Here is a 2,212-nt window from a genome sequence, read left to right as displayed (position 1 = left end):
GCCTACGACGAGTGGGGCAAGAACCCGTCGCGGGCCGCCGGGGCTGTCACCTTCAACGTCCTGACCACCATCTTCACGGGCGGCGCGGGCGGCGCGGTCTCCGGCGCGGGCAAGGCGGGCGCCATCGCCAAGGCGATCTCGTTCGCGGGCAAGGCCGGCAGGATCGTCGACCCGATGACGTACCTCACCAAGGGCGTCGGCGCGACGGCGGTGAAGATCAGCGACGTCATGGCGAGCCTGCGCGGCATCACCGACGGCACACACATCAGGCTCGGCGAGGGCACGTACCAGATCGCCGACGCACCCACCATCACGGACGACCTCCCGGCGGGCCTCACCCCCGAGAACAGCGTCCGCATGGAGACGCCCAAGGGCGAGGTCGTCTACCTCGACACCCAGACCCTCGTCGTCCACAACGCCGACGGCACGGTCCGCGAGTCCCTGGACGCCATCAAGCACGAGGGGACGGCGGCGGAGCGCGGCGCGGACGTGCGCACACCGGAGCAGGAGTTGGTGGGAGCCGGCGCCAAGGTGGGCGACGGCGGCACGGGGGCTGTGGGACGTGTCGGGGACGACCTGGGCGGTACCGGGCGGGTGAGCGACAACGGCCTGCCGGGCGGGCGTGCGGAGAACCTGCCGGGCGGGCGGACCGATGACCTGGGCCGGGGGCCTGCGGGGAGTCATGAGACGCCGGGGAGCGGCGGCGGCTCTCGCGGAGGCGACGGCCCGACCGGCGGTGGCCACGGGCACGGCGAGACATCGAGCGGCAGTCACCACGAAACCCCCTCAGGCGGGCGTGGAGAGACACCTGCGGGTGGTCACGGCGAGGGTGCTCCTGCGGGTGGTCACGGCGAGGGTGCTGCGGGCCGGGGCGACCACGTCGGCGGATCACACCCGGGTTCCGACGGAAACCAGCGACCGGACCTCCCGGCGTCACCGCCCGTCGACCACATCACCGATCTCCCGGGTGGCGATGGCGTGGTGCCGCCGCCCGGCGCGGGCGAGAAGCTCCTCGCCACGCTGAACGACGCCGAGGTGACGCGGCAGGGCGGACTCATCACCGAGGTGAACGGACGCCCGGTCGCCGACTACCTGGACGACTTGTCCCGTGACCGGGCCGACGTGTATCTGCAGGCGAAGGACGCCAAGACCTGGCCTCGGGCACAGACCGGAGCGTGCGTCGGTGCCGTGATGGACCTGCGCACCGGGCATGTCGTCGAAGGCATCAACGGTCCCAGGCCGCCCGAATCCATTCCTCTCGCACGGCTGCACCCCACATTGCGGGCTCGCTACGACGAGATCGCCGGCAGCCCGCCGCATCACGCCCCCATCCTCAGCCATGCGGAGGTCAAGGCGGCGAACCAGCTGCTGTGGGCGCGTACGGAGGCAGGCCTCCCGGACGGCCCGGCGGCACTGGCGGAGATGCGGGCCTCGGTTCAGTTCCCGTACATGGCCGACAAGGCGACCGGGCGCTACCCGCGGGGCGCGCCGTTCTGTGGTAACTGCAACCATATGTTGGAAGGGGTGCCGAGCAGCCACGGCCGCTATCTCAAGGACCCCCCTGGCCCCGAGAACTGGATTCCCTGATGACCCTTCCCCGCATCGACATCGACGATCCCAAGGTGGATTTCGACGACGGAGAACGCCTTTTCTACCAGGGCGAGCTGTTCACCGGCGAGGTCGTCGAGTACCAGGGCAGCGCGCTCGTCAGCCTGGAGACCTACCGGGACGGGATCGTGGACGGCCCGGTCAGACAGTGGTACGAGGACGGCACCCTGCGCGCCGAGGGGACCATGCGCGCGGGATTCCCCGTCGGTGAATCCTGCAGATGGCATCCCGACGGCGCTCTCGCCGCGAAGCGGATCACGACCGAGGACGGTCACCACCCCCTCGCGGAACTCGAATGGGACGAGAACGGCGAGCAGACCCTCGCCTGGTACGCGCCGGGGTTCGATCCGGAGTGACTTGACCGGAAGAACATGATCCACGAAGCGGCGCTCCGCATCCAGGCACCGCAGCCACCCACCTCACCACCCTCAAGGCAGGCACCCTTGGCCGTATTGGCCGTAGCTGACCCGCAGCGCGCCCTCGGTGCGATCCTCGGCTCCGCCGTCGGGGACGCGCTCGGCGCACCGTTCGAGTTCGGGCCCGAGGGGGCCTTCTCCGCGCGGTTCCCGAAGGCCGGGCACGGCGGGGAGATGTGCGGAGGGGG

General features: G+C 70.9%; 2 protein-coding genes and 1 pseudogene. All 3 read left to right on the top strand.

All coding sequences use genetic code 11. The features are described from left to right. Positions 1-1,587 (top strand): annotated as a pseudogene (locus P1P70_RS43740) (hypothetical protein); the annotation flags it as partial. Further along, positions 1,587-1,964, top strand: a complete 378-nt coding sequence (locus P1P70_RS43735) for a hypothetical protein (protein WP_319247942.1) — start codon at positions 1,587-1,589, stop codon at positions 1,962-1,964. The pseudogene P1P70_RS43740 and the gene P1P70_RS43735, both read left to right, overlap by 1 nt. A gap of 96 nt (positions 1,965-2,060) precedes the next feature. After that, positions 2,061-2,212 (top strand): ADP-ribosylglycohydrolase family protein (locus P1P70_RS43730; RefSeq protein ID WP_319247944.1); only part of this gene is annotated, 152 nt, incomplete at its 3' end.

The organism is Streptomyces sp. MB09-02B (assembly GCF_033794485.1).
GTDB lineage: Bacteria > Actinomycetota > Actinomycetes > Streptomycetales > Streptomycetaceae > Streptomyces.
Note: the sequence above shows the minus strand (reverse complement) of the source record. Positions and strands in the feature narration are given on the sequence as shown.

Excerpts from the sequence above, each read along its gene's own strand:
- P1P70_RS43735 (WP_319247942.1), top strand. The coding sequence starts at position 1,587 with ATGACCCTTCCCCGCATCGACATCGACGATCCCAAGGTGGATTTCGAC.